Consider the following 17,397-nt stretch of genomic DNA (forward strand, 5'->3'; position numbering starts at 1 on the left):
ATGAAAAATATACTTTTAGCCGCTTTCCTTTTTATTGGAATCGCAGTACAAGCACAAGACAAAAAGAAATTTGACAAACCTACAGTCGTGGAAGCTTCTTGCGGAGAATGTCAATTTGGTATGAAAGGCAAAAGCTGTGATTTAGCTGTTCGTATTGATGGAAAATCATATTTCGTTGACGGAACCACAATTCACGATCACGGCGACGCACATGCTGAAAAAGGTTTCTGCAATGCGATTAGTAAAGCTTTAGTTACGGGAGAAATAAAAGGAGACAGATTTAAAGCGACTTCATTTACTTTAATAGACGATAAAAAATAATGGCATTAATACTAGAAAACATTGCCAAACACGTTTCTTTAACACCAGAAGAACAGGCGCTTTTTTTATCTAAACTGGAAACGAACACTTACAAAGCCAAAACGGTTTTACTAAATGCTGGAGAAGTCTGCAAGCATTCTTATTTTGTAAACTCTGGAATTTTAAGAAGTTTCAATATCAACGATAATATTGTTGAACATGTTCTTTCTTTCGCTTGCGAAGGCTGGTGGATGAGTGATATGTACAGCTATTTTTCGCAAAAACCAGGACAGCTTTTTATTGAAGTTTTAGAAGAAGCCGAAGTTGTTTCTTTATCCAAAGAAAATCAGGAGCAATTGTATCTTGAAATTCCAAAACTGGAACGTTTTTTCAGAATTTTAATTGAGAATTCATTAGTTGCAAATCAACAGCGCTTAATGGATAACCTAAGTTTGCCCGCAGAAGAGCGTTTTGAAAAATTCACTAAAAAATACGGATCATTGGTTCACAAAGTCCCTCAAAAACAAATCGCTTCTTTCATTGGCGTAACACCAGAATTCTTCAGCAAAATGAAGGCTAGACTTTTGAAGAAATAAGTTTTTTTGCCACAGATTTCACAGATTAAAAGGATTAAAAAATGTTGCCACGAATTACACGAATTTTCACGAATTTTTATTCAATTTAATTTGTGGAAATTCGTGTAATTCGTGGCTAAAAAAAATCACTTTAATCTGCGAAATCTGTGGCAAAAAAAAAATACGGCACGCAAATCGAGCCGTATTTTCTTTTGAATTAAAATTGCTCAACCTCAGTAGAATGTTCCATTGCTGTGATTGCTGATTTTCCTAACATAACGGTGTTTTGAACCGCATCGAAATAAGAAGTTCCTACGAAAGCTTGGTGTTTTACCGCTCTGAATCCGTTTTGCTGTAAAGCGAATTCTCTTTCCTGCAATTCAGAATAACCTGCCATTCCGCGCTCTTTGTAGGCTTTAGACAATTCGAACATACTTGTATTCAAAGCATGGAATCCTGCCAAAGTGATGAATTGGAAAGCATATCCCATTTCAGCTAAATCTTCTCTAAATGTTTCCATTTCAGCAACTGATAATTTTGCTGCCCAATTGAAAGACGGAGAACAATTATACGCCAGCATTTTATCTGGAAATTCTTTTTTCATCGCTTTCGCAAACTTTCTCGCGTAATCTAAATCCGGATTACTGGTTTCCATCCAGATTAAATCGGCATAAGGCGCATAGCTTAGACCTCTTGCAATTCCTTGATCGATTCCATTTTTTACATAAAAGAAACCTTCAGCCGTTTTTTCTCCTGTTAAAAACTTTCTGTCTCTCGGATCAGCATCGCTGGTTAATAAGTTTGCTGCATCAGCATCTGTTCTAGCAACGATTAAAGTTGAAACTCCCATAACATCTGAAGCCAAACGAGCAGCAATTAGTTTATTAATCGCTTCTTGCGTTGGAACCAAAACTTTTCCGCCCAAATGTCCGCATTTTTTAGCAGAGCTTAGCTGATCTTCAAAATGAACTCCTGAAGCTCCAGCTTCAATCATAGATTTCATCAATTCGAAAGCATTTAAGTTGCCCCCAAAACCTGCTTCAGCATCAGCTACAATCGGAACCAAATAATCTTTTTTATCTTCAATTTTATTTACAATTTGAATCTGATCTGCACGCAATAAAGCATTGTTGATTTTTTTAACCACCATCGGAACGCTATTTACTGGATAAAGCGATTGGTCTGGATACATTTCTCCTGCCAAGTTTGCATCAGCCGCAACCTGCCATCCGCTTAAATAAATCGCTTCTAAACCCGCATCGACTTCCTGAATCGCCTGATTTCCAGTCAACGCTCCCAAACCTGCAACATAATCCTGACTTTTTAACTTTCTCCATAATTTCTCCGCACCCATTTTGGCAATAGAATGCTCAATTTTATAAGATCCTTGAAGCGTTACTACTTCACTCGCAGTGTAAGGACGCTCAACCCCTTTCCATCTTGGGTTCGTGATCCAATCGTTAATCAATTCCTGAATTCTGTCTTCTGTTGTTTTCATAATATAGTTTAGTTAAAGTGGTTCGTTAATATAGTATTCAGTTTTTATCTGTCTGATCCTGCTAAATCTGCGGGAGAAATTATTCACTCGCAGATTTGGCAGAATGAGCAGATTTAAAAGGTTCTATAAATATTTATAGCATGGAATTGTTAAGAAATCCACAAAGTGCAGGTTTACTACTAATCTTTCCAGCATTTTTTCAGCCAATGGAAATTGCTGTTTTTCATAATTTTCTACTCCTAATTCTTCCTTGATTTTTCTGAATTCGTCTAGACCCAGTTCGTGATAATAAGCCAAATCTAATTTTCGTCCGTTATCCAAAATCACTTTATTCTGAAGCCATTGCCACAATTGCGATCTTGAAATTTCGGCTGTTGCTGCATCTTCCATTAAATTATGAAGCGCTGCTGCACCTTGTCCGTTGAGCCATGAAGCCAAGTATAAAACGGCTACATTGATATTTTTTCGAACGCCGTTTTCTGTGATTAATCCAATTGGCGGTTCAATCAAATCAGCTTCTGTAATTTTTCGACTTTCTCTTTTTACGTGAATCTGATTTGGAGTTGGCATTCCTTTATCAAAAATTTCTTTTGCTATTGAAACCAAATCTGGATGTGCAACCCAAGTTCCGTCATGGCCATTTCGAACTTCACGTTCTTTATCGGTTCTCACTTTCGCGAAAGCGATGGCATTGGCTTCTTCATTATTTCGAATCGGAATCTGTGCTGCCATTCCACCAATTGCATGAATGCCTCTTTTATGACATCTCTGAATTACCAAATTGGAATACGCATTCATAAAAGGCGAAGTCATATTTACCTGATCGCGATCTGGAACGATGAATTTTGGATTTTTTCTAAACTTTTTGATGTATGAAAAAATATAATCCCAGCGCCCACAATTCAAGCCAACGATATGCTCTTTTAATTCATAAATGATTTCATCCAACTGAAAACTTGCGGTTATGGTTTCAATTAAAACGGTCACTTTTATGGTTCCTCTTTTCAGATTCAGATAATCTTCTGTAAAATCAATCACAGTATTCCACCATCTTGCTTCCAAATAATGTTCTAATTTCGGAATGTAGAAATAAGGCCCTGAATTGTTTTCTAAAAGTCGTTTATGATTATGAAACACATACAAACCAAAATCTACCAAAGAACCCGACACTTCCTTTCCTTCAATCAAAACATGTTTCTCTGGCAAATGCAAACCTCTAGGACGAACAATAAGCGTTGCGATTTTTTCATTTAAATGATAGGATTTCTGTTTTGCCAAATCTGTAAATGTGATGGTTTTGTTAACAGCATCAATTAAATTTGACTGACCTTCCATTAGATTTTGCCAAGTTGGCGAAGTGCTGTCTTCAAAATCCGCCATAAAAGTTTTAGCACCAGAATTCAGAGCATTGATAATCATTTTTCGGTCAACTGGTCCAGTAATTTCTACTCTTCGATCTAGTAAATCCTTAGGAATTTCTCCAGCCGTCCAATTACTTTCTCTGATGCTTTTGGTTTCTGGAATAAAAACCGGCATGATTCCTTGATCAAAAGTGACTTGTTTCTGTTCCCTCTGTAAAAGCAATAATTTTCTTTGCGATTCGAATTTTTTGTGCAATTCGATAATAAACGCAGTCGCTTCTTCTGTCCAGATTTTTGGATAAGCAAGCTTTTTGTCGGCTAGGAATTCTATAGCCATTTCAGTGATCTCTAATTGGTTTTTCATAGCTGCAGATTTTAATTTTTAATTTGATTAAATAGTTTTTCTATTCAATCGGTTTTATTCTATCAAAACAACTCAATCATAACTAATTCATAATTAACAAGTTTCAACGATACAATGTTATAAAAAAGTTTTTTACAAAACAAGCGAACGTTCGCTAAATTTTAAGAATATTTTTTTGGCGATTATTTTTAGATTACTTACATTTGAATTATGGATATCGAAAAAGACTATATAAAGCTGATTTTTGGGCTAAAAATGAAACAAGTTCGTACGCAAAAAAACTTGTCTCTTTTTGGTTTGGCCAAACTGACCAATCTTTCAAAATCGTACTTAAACGAGATTGAAAAGGGAAAAAAATATCCCAAAACCGATAAAATTTTGCTTTTATGCGAACATTTGGACTTGACTTACGACCAAATGGTGTCTTTAAAACTCGATAATAACCTCGCTCCGATTGGCGAAATCTTGAAATCAGGAATTTTAAAAGAGATTCCGCTTGAACTTTTCGGAATTCAGGAAGCCGACTTAATTGATATTATTGCGAATGCTCCTGCCAAAGTCAATGCGTTTATTAGTACGATAATCGAAATTGCACAGCATTATAATTTAAGCCGCGAAAGTTTCTTTTTGGCTGCTTTGCGCTCGTATCAGGAAGCGCACAGCAATTATTTTGAAGATTTAGAAGAAAAAGTAATTGCGTTTTCTAAGTCTTTTCAAATTAATCTCGATTCTAAAATCAGCATTGAAGAATTGGAAGCAATTCTAAAAGAAGAATACGAATATAATATCAAAGAAATTGCTTTTACAGACCAAGAAGCATTAGACGATTTGCGTTCGATTTTTGTTCCGAAAAGTAAAACTTTATTGCTTTCAACCGAACTCGACGCTCCGCAAAAAGCTTTCATTTTAGCTAAAGAAATTGCTTATAACTATTTAAATATTTCAGACCGACTGCTGACTTTCAGCTGGATTAAGTTTGAAAATTTCGATCAGGTTCTGCATAATTTTTATGCTTCTTATTTTGCTGGCGCTTTATTATTGCCTAGAAAATTAGTTGTTGATAAAATCAATTCTTTTTTAGAAAATGAAAACCCGAAACCGGAAGAATTTGTTCAGTTGATTGAGAGCTTTGAGGTTTCACCCGAATCTTTTTATCAGCGATTAACCAATTTATTGCCGAAAGATTTTCAGCTGAAAAACCTTTTCTTCTTAAGGTTATCACATAAAATTGGATCTGATTATTATCAAATCAATAAAGAATTACACATTACGCACCAGCAAGAACCACATGCAAACGAAACCAACGAACATTATTGCAGAAGATGGGTCTCGATAAAAACAATTGATGAAGCCATTAAACAAAACAAATCTCATTTTTTTGATGCTCAGATTTCGAGTTATGCCAATAGCGGAAACGAATATTTAGTTTTCTCATCGGCTACAAAAGATCCTTTTGCAGAAAATTACATCAGAAGTATTTCCGTTGGAATCTTAATAAATCCAACAATGAAAAAGAAATTTAAATTCATTGATGGAAAACCTTTGGTGAAACGAATTGTTGGTGTAACTTGTGAAACTTGTGCCGTGAAGGATTGTTTGGAAAGAAGCGCTCCACCGACTGTTTTGGAAAGAGAGAAACGCCATGAAAATACGGATACTGTTGTACAGCAGTTTATCAATCAATACAGTTAGAATCTTATGAAATATTTTGCTTTAATAATTACTTTGTTTTTTATCAACTTCAACCAGAAAACAGATAAACTTACTGGCCGTTACAATTATTTAATTGAAGATGAGGGCACTTATATTCTAAAAGATAAGATTACTTTTAAGGATAGCATTTTTGCTTTTGATAACAAATATCTGCCGAAAGGAAAAGTTTCTTATGGCAATTCAATATTGTTAGATAATTTCATTAATACCGATTTGATTATTAGCATTCCAAAAGATCAGATTGAAAAAGATACTATTCCATTTTTTATGCATGACAAGAAAAGCACTTCTGCGGATTATCTTGATGAAGTGGTTGGGAAAGGGAAATTGATTCGGATTAAATAACACACGCTTCTCTAGACTTTACATCACATAATTTCATCATAATCTTGTCATCCTGAGGGACGAAGGATCGCACAAGAAATTCCATCTGCTTAATCGCCAATCTTTGTCGAGTTCCGAGTGTGATCCTTCGTTCCTCAGGATGACAAACTGCATGAAAAAACCTTTGAACCTCTATAACTTTGCGCCTTTGCACCTCAAAAGAATCTTTTCTTAATCTACATTAAGTGCTTTTCGTCTGCATCGACCGTATCTTTGTACTATAAAATTAAAACATACAAAATCATGGAAAATATAGTATTGCACAAAGCAGAATCAAGAGGAAATGCAAATCACGGATGGCTGAACGCTTATCATAGTTTTAGTTTCGCGAGCTGGTATAATCCGGATAGAATTCAGTTTGGAGCGCTTCGTGTTTTAAATGATGATACGATTGCTGCTGGAATGGGATTTGGAACTCACCCTCATGATAATATGGAAATTATTACTATTCCGCTTGAAGGTGATTTGGCTCATAAAGACAGCATGGGAAATACGGAAGTAATCAAAAACGGAGACATTCAGGTAATGAGTGCGGGAACTGGAATTCAGCACAGTGAGTTTAATCCGAATGCAGATCAGCAGACTAAATTGTTGCAGATTTGGCTGTTTCCAAACAAAAGAAATGTGACGCCACGTTATCAGCAGATTACTTTGGACGTTGCTGACAGACATAACAAATTGTCTCAGGTTTTATCTCCAAATGCAGATGATGAAGGAGTTTGGATTCACCAAGACGCTTGGTTCAATATGGGTAATTTCGATTCTGGAGTTACTGCTGAATACAAAATCAAAAAAGAAGGAAACGGAGTTTATGCTTTCGTTTTAAAAGGAAATGTAACCATCAACGGTCAGGAACTAAACTCTCGTGATGCGGTTGGAATTTCTGGAACTGATATCTTAAACATTAAAGCGAATACAGATGCTGAATTTTTATTAATGGATGTTCCGATGAATTATTAATTCAAATAAAAACAATTAAACACCTGCACTTTGAAACGATAATAAATCTGAAAATCAGATTATTATCGTTTCTTTTTTTATCCTATTTCAAAAAAGAAAGACTAACTTTATAAATAAGAAAATTGGTCTGACTTTAAAATTAAACTAACTTTTAAAATTTTAAACCATGAATCCAAACAACCTCATTAAAGAATATACAAACGGAGAAGTAACGATTGTATGGCAATCTGGAAAATGCATTCACTCGGCTAATTGCGTTAAAAACAATCCAGATGTTTTTCACCCAAAAGAAAAACCTTGGATTACTCCAGAAAAATCTATAACTGAAAAAATAATTTCGACTGTTAATAAATGTCCCTCAGGAGCTTTAACATTTTACATGAATAACAAAAGCTAAGCTTTACACATTAGTTTTTTTTTGCCACAGATTAAAGGGATTATAGTGATTTCTATTCGCCACGAATTACACCAATTTTCACTAATTCTTGTTCAGTATTAATTCGGGGAAATTGGTGTAATTCGTGGCGATATATTTTTTTAATCATTTTAATCTGTGTATCTCGATAGTTATGGGCAGTGGCAAAAAAAATCACTTTTTTTATTTCTTAATCTAGGTTAAGTGCTCTAGGACAACTGTCACCGTAACTTTGTCCTATCAAAATGAAACAAATAAATTAATTATTTAAAAAATAAAATTATGGCAACTACAAAATGGTCAATTGACCCAACTCACTCAGAAATTGGTTTTAAAGTTAAACACATGATGTTTACTAATGTATCAGGAAAATTTGGAACTTATGATGCTTCTGCAATCACAGAAGGAGAAAGTTTTGATAATGCAGATTTCAGTTTTTCTGCTGATATCGCTTCTGTCGACACTGCAAATGCAGATCGTGACGGACATTTAAGAAGCGGTGATTTCTTTGACGCTGAAAATCATCCAAAATTAACTTTCAAATCTTCTGCTTTCAAAAAAATTAATGATGGTGAATTTGAATTAACTGGAGATTTAGACATTAAAGGTGTTTCTAAAACAGTAAAATTCCCAGTTGAGTTTAGCGGAATCATGACTGATCCTTGGGGAAATACAAAAGTAGGTTTAAGCATAGAAGGAAAAATTAATCGTAAAGATTGGGGTTTAAATTGGAACTCAGCTCTTGAAACAGGTGGCGTTTTAGTAGGAGAAGAAGTTCGTTTGAACATTGAATTACAATTTGTAAAACAAGCCTAATCGGGTTTTAGATTTATATTGGTTGATTGAAAGCTCTGCATTTTGCAGGGCTTTTTTGTTTGCCACAAATTACACGAATTTTCACGAATTATTTTTTTTTGCCACAGATTAAAAAGATTTCCACAGATTTTTAATCCAATTAATCCTTTAATCTGTGGCTAAAAAATATATCTGCTTTGAGAGAAAAAAATTTGTGAAAAATCGTGTAATTACTTCGTCCGTTCGATATCGCTCGGGTCGTGGCGAAAAAACTCATCGCACTGTATTTCGAAATTCTGTTGGCGACATTCCTGTCTGTTTTTTGAAAAAGCGGGAGAAATAGGAATAATCTTCGTAACCGACTTTGAATGCGACTTCATTTACAGCTAATTGTTTATCAATCAACATTCTTTTGACTTCTAGGATTACTCTATCCATAATTACTTCTGTCGCTGTTTTTTGAAGAATTTCATTGCAGATTCTATTCAGATGCTTCAATGTGATATTTAGTTTTTCAGCATAAAACGAAGGCAGTTTTTGGATCCTGAAATATTCTTCTAAAAGCGATTCAAACTTGTTGATTTTGATATTATATGAATGCGTTTGATGCGAATAGGTTTCTCCATATTTTCTAGCTACTTCAATATGAATGCAATCCAACAAATTCAGTAATTTGTCTAATTGATATTTATTGTCTTGGCTATTTTCCTGAATCAGCAAATCAAAATATGGTTGGATTTTTGGGATTTCTTTTTCTTCAAAAACCATTTCAGGTCGGTTTTGAATGGAATGGTAAAAGTTGTAATCGTTGATCTTTTTCTGTCCGAAATACAAATTGTACAATTCTTGAGAAAAGATAATCACGAAGCCTTCAATATCTTCAGATAAATTCCAATGATGCATTTGTCCTGGCTGTAGCACAAAAAGACTTCCTCTTTTGATTTCAAATTGGTCAAAATCGACCTCATGCAGTCCCGAACCTTTGGTAAAAAAGACCATCAGATACGAATCATGCCTATGCGGTTCCTCAACAAAACTGTGATTTTTTAGATGTTCTGTAAAAGTATTGACATAAAAATCACGATGAATATCATTACAGCTGAAATTCTGAACGCTATAAATTGGGTATCTTTTCATTTTAGAATTTGGAATTTATTCTTTGAAATTTAAATCAAAAATGTCCTTTTTGTGCTACAATAAGCGAAGATACTAAAAAGACTTTTATAAGACTCTAAATTACCTTTGTATAAACAAAAATCAACAATATCATGTCAAGCGCATTAACTCATATTTTAAAAAACGAATGTCCTATTTGTCATAAAGGAAAAGTTTTTACAGACAAGAATATCTTTCTTAATTTCAGTTTTCCAAAAATGAATGAATACTGCAGTCACTGCCATTACAAATTCCAAAAAGAACCTGGTTATTTCTTTGGTGCGATGTATGTAAACTACGGACTAACTGTTGCTCAAGGAATTGCAACGTACTGTATTGCACAATTTTTCTTTGAGAAAAATTTCGACCTAAGAATCCTTCCTATCATTGCTGTTTCTATCACTTTACTTACTCCTTTTAACCTGAGATTTTCACGATTAGCGTGGATTTACATGTTTAAGGATTATTCGAAATAAAAAAGTATTATTTTTGCCTTTCAATTGAAGCTAATTTTCAATTCAAAAAAATAAAAAACAAATTAGACAAATGAAAGCATACGTATTTCCAGGTCAGGGCGCGCAATTCACAGGAATGGGTAAAGACCTTTATGAAAATTCGGCTTTAGCCAAAGAATTATTCGAAAAAGCTAATGAAATTCTAGGTTTCAGAATTACAGATATCATGTTTGAAGGCACTGCCGAAGAACTAAAAGAGACTAAAGTGACACAGCCAGCAGTATTTTTACACTCAGTTATTTTAGCTAAAACTTTAGAGGATTTCAAACCGGAAATGGTTGCAGGACATTCATTAGGAGAATTTTCAGCTTTGGTGGCTAACGGAACTTTATCTTTTGAAGATGGTTTAAAATTAGTTTCTCAACGTGCTTTAGCAATGCAGAAAGCTTGCGAGATCACTCCATCTACAATGGCGGCGGTTTTAGGATTAGCCGATAATGTTGTAGAAGAAGTTTGTGCTTCTATCGACGGAGTTGTAGTTGCGGCTAACTATAACTGTCCTGGACAATTAGTAATTTCTGGTGAAACAACTGCTGTTGAAAAAGCTTGTGAAGCTATGAAAGCTGCAGGAGCAAAACGTGCTTTAATTTTACCTGTTGGAGGTGCTTTTCACTCTCCAATGATGGAGCCTGCAAGAGAAGAATTGGCTGCTGCAATTGAAGCGACTACTTTCTCTACTCCAAGCTGTCCAGTATATCAAAACGTTACAGCAAATGCTGTTTCTGATGCTGCAGAAATTAAAAAGAACTTGATCATTCAATTGACTGCTCCTGTAAAATGGACTCAGTCTGTACAGCAAATGATCGCTGACGGCGCTACTTTGTTTACTGAAGTTGGTCCTGGAAAAGTATTAACTGGATTGATAAATAAAATTGATAAAGAAGCTGCTGTTGCTAATGCTTAATTAGTTTTCAGTCGCGGTCTCAGTTTTCAGTAAAAAAACTATATACATAAAAAATCCTCATAGACTTTGAAATTGGTTTATGAGGATTTATTTTATAGTTCCTTTGCTTCTTCGTTGTAATTATTTAGAATTCCAGTAATAAGATAATTTTGATTACTCTTTTCAAAAAATATATACCAAGTTGTTCTTGTATTAGATTTATAAAAAACATAATTCAACCTAAATATTGAAGTGATTTTGGAGTTTTCTTATGAGGAAAACTAGAAACACTCGAAATAATAAAACCAACTATTTTATCTATATAATTCTGAGCAGATTCAGAAAAACCAAAATACGCTTCCTTAAAAAGCGTGTAAACTAAATTATCAAAATATTCTAGAACAGTATTTTCGAAAATTATTTTTTCCAAGGATAAGCTTTTATTCGTTTAGACATTTCAGCTTTAAACTCTTCGGGTGTTAATCCTTTTGCAAATTCCGCATCAAAATCAAAGGTTTCACGATCTATGCCTTTAAATTTTGGTTTTTGAACTTCGTATTCTACTCTTGGCTCTTCAACCTTGTTCTTTTTATTTTCTTTATCCAAGCTCATTATTCCTACATTTTTAATTCTTACAAATTTACAAAATAAATTGAATAGAAATTTAGACAGTTTGCTTTTCTTTCTTCTTGTAATTCACAATAAAAACTCCAAGAATAATAAGAGCCGTAGCAATAATAAAATCAACTGTAATTACTTCATCTAAAAGCAACCAGCCCAAGAAAACCGCAATTATGGTATTGATGTAGGACAAAATAGAAACCTGAACAGCTGTAACGTGTTTTAATGCATAATTATAACAAAAGAAAGCAATTACAGATCCGAATATTGATAAATACAAAGCCGCAAAAATACTTTTTGAACTCCAAGAATTAAAATCTGGATTTGGTGAGAATATTGAAGCCAAGACCAACTGAATACAAGATGCGATTGTAAATTGGTAAAACAAATTGAGCGTTATATTTTTCGATTTATTAGCATGCGTTTTGGTGTAAATTGTTCCAGCCGCCCAAGCCAAAATTGCAAATCCCATAAATATCATTCCAGTTCTGTAATTAACATCTAAAAATGATCCGAGTCCATCTTTAAAAATAAAAACTACACCAGAGAATCCAATAATTACACCTACAAACCCCTTTAAACTCATTTTTTGCAATCCAAAGAGAATACTTCCTAAGAAAATAAGGATTGGAGTCAGTGCATTAATAACCGATGCTAATCCGCTTGGGATATTCTGCTCTGCAATTGTCGTAAAACCATTTGCAATTACAAGCATTAAAACCGAAGCAATAAGCTGCTGTTTAAAATTTCCCCATCCAATCCATTTTAATTCTTTTTTGAATAATAAAATGGTCATCATAATTAATCCCGCTAATCCCTGACGAATTGAAGTTACAAACCAAGGCGGAATAGTTTCAACCGCAACTCTAATTCCTAAAAAGGTAGTTCCCCAAATAATTCCAACAGCCGCTAAGGCAAATATTAATTTATAATCTAAACTTTGTTTCATGATAATTAATACGATAAAAAAAATCCCAAACTATATTGCTATAATCTGGGATTTTAAAAATTTATAATTTTATTAAAAATTACTTATTCCTCACTTTTTGTTCCCATTTCCAAGCACTTGCCATCGCTTCATCCAGACTTAATTCAGCCTTCCATCCTAAGACATTATTTGCCTTATCTGTATTTGCGTAAGCTTCAGTAATATCACCTTCGCGACGAGGCATCATCTTATAAGGTAAGTTTTTACCGCTGACTTTTTCAAAACTGTGAATGACTTCAAGAACAGAACTTCCTTTTCCAGTTCCTAAATTGAAAGTCTCCACTTTTGCTAAATTCTTTTTATTCAACAAACGTTGCAAAGCAATTACGTGAGCTTTTGCCAAATCAACAACGTGAATATAATCGCGAACAGCAGTTCCGTCTAGCGTTGGGTAATCATTTCCGAAAACCGATAATTCCTGACGCAATCCTACTCCTGTTTGTGTAATAAATGGAACTAAATTTTGCGGAACTCCTAATGGCAATTCTCCAATTTCAACAGATTCATGTGCTCCTACTGGATTAAAGTAGCGTAATAAAATAGCGCTGATATTGGTAACTTTAGCTGTATCTGTAATAATTTCTTCACCAATTTGTTTTGTGTTTCCATAAGGAGACATAGCTGTTTGAACAGGTGCATCTTCTGTAATAGGCATTTTTTCGGCTTGGCCGTAAACCGTACATGAAGAACTGAAAATAAAACTTGCTTCAGGTTTTTGCTGTAATTCCTGCAAAAGATAAACTAAACTGCTAATGTTGTTTTCATAATACAACAATGGCTGTTCAACACTTTCACCAACAGCTTTTGAAGCCGCAAAATGAATCACACCAGTAACGTCATTATGCTTTTTAAAGAAATCCCGAACGTCGCTTTTTTCTCTTAAATCAATTTTTTCGAACAAAGGCGTTTTTCCTGTAATGGTTGTAATTCCTTTTAAAACATCTTCTGAAGAGTTTGAAAGATTATCAATTATCACAACTTCGAAGCCTTCATTTTGCAATTCGACTACGGTGTGAGAACCAATAAATCCTAATCCTCCTGTTACTAATACTTTCATTTGTTGGTTGTTTTTTCTAGTGGTTATTTTAGTTTAAAGCTTTATTTATTCAAAAATTCTAAAACAGAATCGGTGATAAATTTAATTTGTTCGTCGTCAAGTTCAGTATGCATTGGCAAAGCAATAACTTCTTGCACTAATTGGTTTGTAACTGGAAATTGCTCCTCTTTGTAACGCGAATCTAAATATGCTTTTTGAGAATGCAATGGGATTGGATAATAAATCGCACATGGAATTCCTTTATCCAATAAATGCTGCATTAAAGCATTTCTATCTGCATCTAAAATTCTCAATATATATTGATGGAAAACGTGATCATTTTCGCTTGCATCAAAATCTGGAGTTACAATTTTTGCATTTCCAGCGAAAGCTGCATTATATTTAGTTGCCGCCAAACGACGAGCTTTATTATATTCATCTAAAAGAGGCAGTTTTGCATTTAAAACTCCAGCCTGAATACTATCTAAACGTGAATTTACCCCCACAACATCGTGGTGATAACGCTCATACATTCCGTGATTTACAATTCCTCGGATGATGTGCGCCAATTTATCGTCATTTGTAAAAATCGCTCCTCCGTCTCCATAACAACCTAAATTTTTAGAAGGGAAGAATGAAGTTGCTGCAACGTGACCAATTGTACCCACTTTTACTTTTGAACCAGATTTTGAAATATAATCAGCTCCAATTGCTTGCGCATTATCTTCAATTACATATAGATTATGTTCTTTAGCAATTTCCATAATCGCATCCATGTTCGCAGCGCGTCCAAATAAATGAACTGGAACAATCGCTTTTGTTTTTGGAGTAATTGCTTTTTTTACCGCATCAATATCGATGTTCATATTGTGCAAATCAACATCAACTAAAACTGGAGTTAATTGCAATAATGCAATAACCTCAACAGTTGCAGCAAAAGTAAAATCGGCTGTAATTACCTCATCACCCGGTTTCAAATCCAATCCCATCATTGCAATCTGCAACGCATCTGTTCCATTTGCACAAGGAATAACATGTTTTGCGCCCAAATAATCCTCAAGATTCTTTTGAAACTGATGAACTAAAGGTCCGTTGATGTAAGTATTTGTATCTAAAACTTCTTGAATTGAAGCATCTACAGTAGATTTTATTTTCTCGTATTGACTTTTTAAGTCAACCATTTGTATTTTTTTCATTTTCGAATAATATTTAAAAATTAAAGACTCTTTTTTAACAGAAATCTCTAAAAGAAGGAACAAAAATAGTTATTAATAGGTTCAAACCAATGAAAATAGTCGAAAGAAATGTAATTTAGCTGCAAAAAAAATTACATGCTTTTTTTATACAATCTAGCCATATATCTTGCAGGGTTTTTCTTAAAAATCATAGCGTTATTTAGTCCGAAAATTAAGCTTTTTGTTGAAGGCCGAAAAAATGTGTTTTCAATTTTGAACGAGAAAATCAAAGCAGATGATAAAACTATTTGGTTTCATTCGGCTTCACTAGGCGAATATGAACAAGGACTTCCTGTAATCGAAAAAATTAAAGAAAAATATCCTGAGCATAAGATAATTGTATCCTTTTTTTCGCCATCTGGATACGAAGTGCGTAAAAATAACACAGTTGCTGATGTGACAATTTATTTACCGCTTGATTCTAAAAGCAACGCCAAAAGATTTTTGAAACTAGTTCATCCTGAATTTGCTTTTTTTATCAAATACGAATTTTGGCTAAACTATTTAAAGGAATTAGAAAAAAGCAAAACGCCGACTTATCTGATTTCGGGAATTTTTAGAGACAATCAGATGTTTTTTAAATGGTATGGCGGTTTCTATAGAAAAGCGCTAAATGCTTTTACTTATTTCTTTGTTCAAAACGAAAAATCGAAACAAAAAGTAGAAAGTCTAGGCTTTAAAAATGTAATTGTTTCCGGTGACACTCGCTTTGACCGTGTAAATGCTATTTTAGAAAGAGACAACCAACTGGATTATGTTGAGAATTTTAAAAACAACCAGCCTACGATAGTTATTGGAAGTTCATGGCCAAAAGATGACGTTTTAATTGCTGAATACATAAATCAGGCGCCTGAGAATGTAAAATTCATTATTGCGCCACATAATATTAAGCCCGATCAAATTTCAGATCTCCTATCAAAAATTACAAAACCGACCGTTTTATTCTCAGAAAAAGAAAATAAAGATCTATCAACCTATAATGTCTTTATAATTGATACTATTGGAATCCTTACTAAAATTTACAGTTACGGAACGATAGCGTATGTTGGGGGCGGATTCGGAAATCCTGGAATACACAATATATTAGAACCTGCTACGTTCGGAATCCCGATCGTAATTGGACCTAATTATTCTAATTTCGCAGAAGCAATTGATTTAGTGAACATTGGCGGTTGCATACCAATTTCAACAAGTATGGAACTTAAAGAAATTTTTGATCAATTATTGAACGACAAAAACTTTTTGGCTGAAAAAAGTGAAATCTGCAGATCATTTATCCAAAACAACAAAGGAGCCACTGAAACGATCATAAAACTCATCTCCTAACTTTTTGACTTCATAAAGATGTTAAATTTGAAGAAATAAATAAAAACTATTCTAGCTAAATACTCTTAAAAAACAGAATAAACTCTAAATCAGAGAAACTAAACAACTGATTTTCATAGAGATTATTCAATGAAAAAATATTTAGACTAGAAATTAGATAATTTAAGAAAAATTTATAATTTTGGCATATTCTTTGATAAATAAGATAAACGTGAGCAAGGAAAATATTTTAAAAAAAAAGTGAAAAAATATTTTACATATTAAAAAATTTATATCTTTGCCACGAATTAATAATTAACCTTTTATAATAAAGTAAGATGAAAAAAGTATTTTTAAGTTTAGCTGTTGTTGCTGTATTAACTGTTGTATCTTGTAAAAAAGCTGACGCTGCTGCTGAAGCTCCTGCTGTAGATTCTACTGCTGTTGCTGTTGATTCAGCTGCTGCTGTTGTTGATTCTGCTGCTGCAACTGTTGATTCTGCTGCTGCTAAAGTTGATTCTGCTGCTGCTAAAGTAGAAGAAGTAAAAAAATAATTAGAACCTAAGTTCTAACGATTTTAAAACCATCTTTTTAGATGGTTTTTTTTGTGATTAATTTTTCCTTTAATCCACAAACAATAAAAAAAAGCGTTTGCAATTGCGAACGCTTTTTTTTTTATTATCTATATTTTTTTTACTCAGCCACCTCTTCCAATTCTTCCTCAGATTCCTCATCACCAAAAATCGATTCACTTGAAGAAAAATCCAAAATCTCCGATCTAGAAGAATAGGTTACAATTTCTTTTATCCCTTTCTGCAAAAGCAATTCCGTACTGTATTTTCGACTCGTAGCAAAGTGAACCTCACCCAACATCAATTTAAAAAAATACTTCCCGCCCGAGCCTTTAAATTTCAAAAATTTTGCAAGATCGATATTCGCTTTAAACTTCTCAATATCCTCTTCACACTCAAACCTCAATTCATAACTTAAACTTGTAAAAATCACCTTCCCCTTTCGAGATGTAAATGTAAACTTATACTCATCATTAAATCGCTTGCTAATTACAAAAGCACCCATTTATTAATTTTAGATTTTAGATTGTTGATTTTAGATTTCTGAGATTCTGAGATTCTAATAAATTTACTTCGTAAATCCATTCTTTGCAAGTCTGCAAATAAAAAAAGCCTCTTCAAAAGAAGAGGCTTTAGTACTCAGAGCGGGACTTGAACCCGCACGAACATTGCTGTTCACTGGATTTTAAGTCCAGCGTGTCTACCAATTTCACCATCCGAGC

Annotated in this window: 20 protein-coding genes and 1 tRNA gene; 11 read left to right on the forward strand and 10 right to left on the reverse strand. The window is 33.7% G+C overall.

All coding sequences use genetic code 11. The features are described from left to right. Positions 1-321: a DUF6370 family protein gene (locus ABXT06_RS07070; RefSeq protein ID WP_354590098.1), complete on the forward strand. Its 321-nt coding sequence runs from the start codon at positions 1-3 to the stop codon at positions 319-321. Further along, the gene (locus tag ABXT06_RS07075) at positions 321-896 is read left to right on the forward strand and encodes a Crp/Fnr family transcriptional regulator (RefSeq protein WP_354590099.1); all 576 of its coding nucleotides are present in this window, start codon (positions 321-323) and stop codon (positions 894-896) included. The genes ABXT06_RS07070 and ABXT06_RS07075 overlap by 1 nt, the downstream gene beginning before the upstream one ends. Positions 897-1,092: 196 nt before the next feature. On the opposite strand, the gene aceA is transcribed toward ABXT06_RS07075, so the two are convergent. Continuing rightward, positions 1,093-2,373: an isocitrate lyase gene (aceA, locus tag ABXT06_RS07080; RefSeq protein WP_354590100.1), complete on the reverse strand. Its 1,281-nt coding sequence runs from the start codon at positions 2,371-2,373 to the stop codon at positions 1,093-1,095. Positions 2,374-2,496: 123 nt separating this feature from the next. Continuing rightward, the gene (gene aceB / locus ABXT06_RS07085) at positions 2,497-4,098 is read right to left on the reverse strand and encodes a malate synthase A (protein ID WP_354590101.1); all 1,602 of its coding nucleotides are present in this window, start codon (positions 4,096-4,098) and stop codon (positions 2,497-2,499) included. 210 nt (positions 4,099-4,308) lie between these two features. Between aceB and ABXT06_RS07090 the strand changes: the two genes are divergently transcribed. From ABXT06_RS07090 to ABXT06_RS07110, 5 genes are all read left to right on the forward strand, one after another. Continuing rightward, entirely contained in the window at positions 4,309-5,790 is a 1,482-nt protein-coding gene (locus tag ABXT06_RS07090; RefSeq protein ID WP_354590102.1) for a helix-turn-helix domain-containing protein, read from the forward strand. 6 nt (positions 5,791-5,796) lie between these two features. After that, complete coding sequence (locus ABXT06_RS07095) at positions 5,797-6,156, forward strand: hypothetical protein (protein ID WP_354590103.1); 360 nt, start codon at positions 5,797-5,799, stop codon at positions 6,154-6,156. A 282-nt stretch (positions 6,157-6,438) separates the two neighbouring features. Beyond that, a complete protein-coding gene (locus ABXT06_RS07100) occupies positions 6,439-7,155 on the forward strand; it encodes a pirin family protein (protein ID WP_354590104.1) in 717 nt (238 codons plus the stop codon). 166 nt (positions 7,156-7,321) lie between these two features. Next, positions 7,322-7,552 carry a (4Fe-4S)-binding protein gene (locus ABXT06_RS07105; RefSeq protein WP_354590105.1) on the forward strand — a complete coding sequence of 77 codons (231 nt, stop codon included), beginning with the start codon at positions 7,322-7,324 and terminating at the stop codon, positions 7,550-7,552. Between the two features lie 300 nt (positions 7,553-7,852). Next, positions 7,853-8,386 carry a YceI family protein gene (locus ABXT06_RS07110; RefSeq protein WP_201998478.1) on the forward strand — a complete coding sequence of 178 codons (534 nt, stop codon included), beginning with the start codon at positions 7,853-7,855 and terminating at the stop codon, positions 8,384-8,386. A 252-nt stretch (positions 8,387-8,638) separates the two neighbouring features. On the opposite strand, the gene ABXT06_RS07115 is transcribed toward ABXT06_RS07110, so the two are convergent. After that, complete coding sequence (locus ABXT06_RS07115) at positions 8,639-9,502, reverse strand: helix-turn-helix domain-containing protein (RefSeq protein WP_354590106.1); 864 nt, start codon at positions 9,500-9,502, stop codon at positions 8,639-8,641. A gap of 131 nt (positions 9,503-9,633) precedes the next feature. On the opposite strand from ABXT06_RS07115, the gene ABXT06_RS07120 reads away from it, so the two are divergent. Next, positions 9,634-9,996, forward strand: a complete 363-nt coding sequence (locus ABXT06_RS07120) for a DUF983 domain-containing protein (protein ID WP_354590107.1) — start codon at positions 9,634-9,636, stop codon at positions 9,994-9,996. A gap of 70 nt (positions 9,997-10,066) precedes the next feature. Further along, the gene (gene fabD / locus ABXT06_RS07125; protein ID WP_354590108.1) at positions 10,067-10,939 is read left to right on the forward strand and encodes an ACP S-malonyltransferase; all 873 of its coding nucleotides are present in this window, start codon (positions 10,067-10,069) and stop codon (positions 10,937-10,939) included. A gap of 214 nt (positions 10,940-11,153) precedes the next feature. On the opposite strand, the gene ABXT06_RS07130 is transcribed toward fabD, so the two are convergent. The 5 genes from ABXT06_RS07130 to ABXT06_RS07150 form a co-directional block, all read right to left on the reverse strand. Further along, positions 11,154-11,348, reverse strand: a complete 195-nt coding sequence (locus tag ABXT06_RS07130) for a hypothetical protein (protein WP_354590109.1) — start codon at positions 11,346-11,348, stop codon at positions 11,154-11,156. After that, complete coding sequence (locus ABXT06_RS07135) at positions 11,336-11,530, reverse strand: hypothetical protein (protein ID WP_354590110.1); 195 nt, start codon at positions 11,528-11,530, stop codon at positions 11,336-11,338. The genes ABXT06_RS07130 and ABXT06_RS07135 overlap by 13 nt, the downstream gene beginning before the upstream one ends. Before the next feature lie 52 nt (positions 11,531-11,582). After that, the gene (locus ABXT06_RS07140; RefSeq protein ID WP_354590111.1) at positions 11,583-12,488 is read right to left on the reverse strand and encodes a DMT family transporter; all 906 of its coding nucleotides are present in this window, start codon (positions 12,486-12,488) and stop codon (positions 11,583-11,585) included. A 79-nt stretch (positions 12,489-12,567) separates the two neighbouring features. Next, positions 12,568-13,584 carry a UDP-glucose 4-epimerase GalE gene (galE, locus tag ABXT06_RS07145; RefSeq protein ID WP_354590112.1) on the reverse strand — a complete coding sequence of 339 codons (1,017 nt, stop codon included), beginning with the start codon at positions 13,582-13,584 and terminating at the stop codon, positions 12,568-12,570. Between the two features lie 41 nt (positions 13,585-13,625). Continuing rightward, positions 13,626-14,759: a DegT/DnrJ/EryC1/StrS family aminotransferase gene (locus ABXT06_RS07150; RefSeq protein WP_354590113.1), complete on the reverse strand. Its 1,134-nt coding sequence runs from the start codon at positions 14,757-14,759 to the stop codon at positions 13,626-13,628. 135 nt (positions 14,760-14,894) lie between these two features. Here ABXT06_RS07150 and ABXT06_RS07155 point away from each other — a divergent pair, with 135 nt between their 5' ends. Together ABXT06_RS07155 and ABXT06_RS07160 are read left to right on the forward strand one after the other, a co-directional pair. Next, positions 14,895-16,124: a 3-deoxy-D-manno-octulosonic acid transferase gene (locus tag ABXT06_RS07155; RefSeq protein WP_354590114.1), complete on the forward strand. Its 1,230-nt coding sequence runs from the start codon at positions 14,895-14,897 to the stop codon at positions 16,122-16,124. 317 nt (positions 16,125-16,441) lie between these two features. After that, positions 16,442-16,657 carry a PG1828 family lipoprotein gene (locus tag ABXT06_RS07160; RefSeq protein ID WP_008467260.1) on the forward strand — a complete coding sequence of 72 codons (216 nt, stop codon included), beginning with the start codon at positions 16,442-16,444 and terminating at the stop codon, positions 16,655-16,657. A gap of 139 nt (positions 16,658-16,796) precedes the next feature. On the opposite strand, the gene ABXT06_RS07165 is transcribed toward ABXT06_RS07160, so the two are convergent. Further along, the gene (locus ABXT06_RS07165; RefSeq protein WP_223709538.1) at positions 16,797-17,180 is read right to left on the reverse strand and encodes a DUF1508 domain-containing protein; all 384 of its coding nucleotides are present in this window, start codon (positions 17,178-17,180) and stop codon (positions 16,797-16,799) included. A 131-nt stretch (positions 17,181-17,311) separates the two neighbouring features. Continuing rightward, positions 17,312-17,397 (reverse strand) — tRNA-Leu (locus ABXT06_RS07170).

Origin of the sequence: Flavobacterium sp. UW10123 (assembly GCF_040538975.1) — a bacterium.
Taxonomy (GTDB): domain Bacteria; phylum Bacteroidota; class Bacteroidia; order Flavobacteriales; family Flavobacteriaceae; genus Flavobacterium.

Coding starts and splice junctions, on each gene's coding strand:
- ABXT06_RS07070 (WP_354590098.1), top strand. CDS start 1: ATGAAAAATATACTTTTAGCCGCTTTCCTTTTTATTGGAATCGCAGTA.
- ABXT06_RS07075 (WP_354590099.1), top strand. CDS start 321: ATGGCATTAATACTAGAAAACATTGCCAAACACGTTTCTTTAACACCA.
- aceA (WP_354590100.1), bottom strand. CDS start 2,373: ATGAAAACAACAGAAGACAGAATTCAGGAATTGATTAACGATTGGATC.
- aceB (WP_354590101.1), bottom strand. CDS start 4,098: ATGAAAAACCAATTAGAGATCACTGAAATGGCTATAGAATTCCTAGCC.
- ABXT06_RS07090 (WP_354590102.1), top strand. CDS start 4,309: ATGGATATCGAAAAAGACTATATAAAGCTGATTTTTGGGCTAAAAATG.
- ABXT06_RS07095 (WP_354590103.1), top strand. CDS start 5,797: ATGAAATATTTTGCTTTAATAATTACTTTGTTTTTTATCAACTTCAAC.
- ABXT06_RS07100 (WP_354590104.1), top strand. CDS start 6,439: ATGGAAAATATAGTATTGCACAAAGCAGAATCAAGAGGAAATGCAAAT.
- ABXT06_RS07105 (WP_354590105.1), top strand. CDS start 7,322: ATGAATCCAAACAACCTCATTAAAGAATATACAAACGGAGAAGTAACG.
- ABXT06_RS07110 (WP_201998478.1), top strand. CDS start 7,853: ATGGCAACTACAAAATGGTCAATTGACCCAACTCACTCAGAAATTGGT.
- ABXT06_RS07115 (WP_354590106.1), bottom strand. CDS start 9,502: ATGAAAAGATACCCAATTTATAGCGTTCAGAATTTCAGCTGTAATGAT.
- ABXT06_RS07120 (WP_354590107.1), top strand. CDS start 9,634: ATGTCAAGCGCATTAACTCATATTTTAAAAAACGAATGTCCTATTTGT.
- fabD (WP_354590108.1), top strand. CDS start 10,067: ATGAAAGCATACGTATTTCCAGGTCAGGGCGCGCAATTCACAGGAATG.
- ABXT06_RS07135 (WP_354590110.1), bottom strand. CDS start 11,530: ATGAGCTTGGATAAAGAAAATAAAAAGAACAAGGTTGAAGAGCCAAGA.
- ABXT06_RS07140 (WP_354590111.1), bottom strand. CDS start 12,488: ATGAAACAAAGTTTAGATTATAAATTAATATTTGCCTTAGCGGCTGTT.
- galE (WP_354590112.1), bottom strand. CDS start 13,584: ATGAAAGTATTAGTAACAGGAGGATTAGGATTTATTGGTTCTCACACC.
- ABXT06_RS07150 (WP_354590113.1), bottom strand. CDS start 14,759: ATGAAAAAAATACAAATGGTTGACTTAAAAAGTCAATACGAGAAAATA.
- ABXT06_RS07155 (WP_354590114.1), top strand. CDS start 14,895: ATGCTTTTTTTATACAATCTAGCCATATATCTTGCAGGGTTTTTCTTA.
- ABXT06_RS07160 (WP_008467260.1), top strand. CDS start 16,442: ATGAAAAAAGTATTTTTAAGTTTAGCTGTTGTTGCTGTATTAACTGTT.
- ABXT06_RS07165 (WP_223709538.1), bottom strand. CDS start 17,180: ATGGGTGCTTTTGTAATTAGCAAGCGATTTAATGATGAGTATAAGTTT.